The 2,423-nt window shown below is 53.0% G+C and carries 2 protein-coding genes and 1 pseudogene; all 3 read right to left on the bottom strand.

The features are described 5' to 3' along the window. Nucleotides 1-292, bottom strand: a 292-nt coding sequence (locus ABYW01_RS19405) for a Phenylacetic acid catabolic protein (protein WP_372835998.1), incomplete at its 3' end; no start/stop codon positions are given. 214 nt (nucleotides 293-506) lie between these two features. Then, nucleotides 507-1,805 (bottom strand): phenylacetate--CoA ligase PaaK, encoded by a 1,299-nt coding sequence (gene paaK / locus ABYW01_RS19400; protein WP_193955063.1) that lies wholly within the window; start codon nucleotides 1,803-1,805, stop codon nucleotides 507-509. Between the two features lie 138 nt (nucleotides 1,806-1,943). Continuing rightward, nucleotides 1,944-2,423: pseudogene (locus ABYW01_RS19395) on the bottom strand (3-oxoadipyl-CoA thiolase); the annotation flags it as partial.

The raw sequence follows: 2,423 nt of genomic DNA, 5'->3' as shown, positions 1-2,423 counted from the left end.
GGGCTTCGATCAGCTCCGCACGGGTGATGCCCAACGTTTCAGTTGCGCTGTACAGGTACAGGCCGTGGCCCGCTTCATCCTGTACTTTGGACAGCAGTACTGCTTTACGACGCAGAGAAGGCGCTCGCGTGATCCAGTTACCTTCTGGCTGCATGCCGATCACTTCAGAGTGAGCGTGCTGAGACATCTGGCGAATCAGATTCTTGCGGTACGCTGCAGGCATCCAATCTTTCGGCTCGATCTTCTCTTCAGCCTCGATCTTGCGCATGAAGTTTTGTTCTTGAGGTGTCATCTAAATGGCCTCCACGATGTTATATGGCGCGCGATTAATTATTATGAGCTGAAACTTAATGACACAGATGGTCGATCAGCTCTTTCTTATAATGTATCACAATATATTAGTCAGACCACAATCAGATAGCCTTTGTTAGCGTCTGTTTTGCGGATCTGTACAACTTGTTACAAAGACCCCGCCTCAAAAGGGCGGGAGCCTGTCTGATAGCAGCTTAGCGGTTATCAAATACGCGCTTTGCCTTGCCTTCAGAGCGAGGAATTGAACCCAGAGGAACAATGTCCACGCGTGTGCTGATGCCGACCACTGACTTAATGTGGTGCTGCAACTCTTTGATCGCCTGATCCTGATTCGCTGACTGTGCTTCCGGAGCTAGCTCCACCTTCACCTGTACTTTGTCCAGGTTGCCGTCTTTGGTCACTACGATCTCGTAGTGCGGAGCCAATGCAGCGATCTTCAGAATCTGTTCTTCGATCTGCGTTGGGAACACGTTTACACCACGGATGATCATCATGTCATCGGAACGGCCGGTGATCTTATCGATACGACGCATCGGACGTGCGGTACCCGGCAACAGGCGGGTCAGGTCTCGGGTGCGGTAACGGATGATCGGCAGCGCTTCTTTGGTCAGAGAGGTGAACACCAGCTCGCCGTATTCGCCGTCTGGCAGCACTTCGCCAGTATTTGGATCGATAATTTCAGGGTAGAAGTGATCTTCCCAAATAGTTGGGCCATCTTTAGTTTCGATGCATTCCATCGCCACACCCGGACCCATCACTTCAGACAGACCGTAGATGTCGACTGCATCAATGCCCAGACGGGTTTCGATGTTCTTACGCATCTCATCGGTCCAAGGCTCTGCACCGAAGATGCCCAGACGCAGTGCGGTATCACGAGGGTCCAGACCCTGACGCTCCATCTCATCGATCAGGTTCAGCATGTATGACGGGGTCACCATGATGATGTCCGGATCGAAATCACGCATCAGCTGAACCTGTTTCTCGGTCTGACCGCCAGACATCGGAATAACCGTACAACCCAGACGCTCAGCACCGTAGTGCGCACCCATACCACCGGTAAACAGACCGTAACCGTAAGAGATGTGAACTTTATCGCCGTAGTGACCGCCCGCCGCACGGATAGAGCGCGCCACGACATCAGCCCAGGTATCAATATCATTTTGGGTGTAACCCACAACCGTTGGTTTACCGGTGGTGCCGGAAGAGGCGTGGACACGTACCACTTCGTTCATCGGAACTGCAAATGAATCGAACGGATACGCGTCGCGCAGGTACGCTTTGGTGGTAAACGGGAACAGTTTCAGGTCGTCCAGTGTTTTCAGATCAAACGGGTGGACGCCTTTATCGTCGCACAGGCGTTTGTAGGCCGGTACGTTGTTATAAGCGTGAGCGATACTCCACTGCATACGTCCCAGCTGCAGATCGCGCAGCTCATCGATGCTAGCGGTTTCAATCGGGTCGAGCGCGCCGCGTAATGGTTGATCGTATTGCATAATTATTATTGTCCTGTCTAATTGACCGTTGTTATGTCAGAGCGTTTTTCAGAACAACTGCCTCTACTTGGGCAGTTAAAAAAAGGGGATGTTTCGGGACACCCCCTGAAGGCATTGGATAACGCCTTATAAAACTGCTTAAACGCGCTCGATGATGATCGCGATACCCTGTCCGACACCAATACACATGGTGCACAGGGCATAGCGACCACCGGTACGATGTAGCTGATACATCGCAGTTGTTACCAGACGTGCGCCACTGGCACCCAGGGGGTGGCCCAGAGAGATTGCACCGCCGTTCGGATTCACGTTTTCTGCATCATCCGGTAAACCCGGATCACGCATCACCGCCAAACCCTGTGAAGCAAAGGCTTCATTCAGCTCGATGACATCCATCTGATCCAGTGTCAGACCGGCTTTCTCCAGCACCTTCTTCGAGGCTGGTGCAGGACCAAAGCCCATGATGCGTGGTTCAAGACCGGCAGTGGCCATTGCCACCACACGGGCTTTCGGGGTCAGGCCATTTTTCTCTGCTGCTTCTTTAGACGCGATCAGCAGGGCACAAGCACCATCGTTGACACCGGAGGCGTTACCCGCGGTCACAGAACCGCCTTCACG

Origin of the sequence: Pontibacterium sp. (assembly GCF_041587635.1) — a bacterium.
In the GTDB taxonomy this organism is placed as follows: Bacteria; Pseudomonadota; Gammaproteobacteria; order Pseudomonadales; family Balneatricaceae; genus Pontibacterium.
The sequence above is the reverse complement of the archived record's forward strand: the minus strand, read 5'-3'. Positions and strand labels throughout refer to the sequence as shown.

Coding starts and splice junctions, on each gene's coding strand:
- paaK (WP_193955063.1), bottom strand. CDS start 1,805: ATGCAATACGATCAACCATTACGCGGCGCGCTCGACCCGATTGAAACC.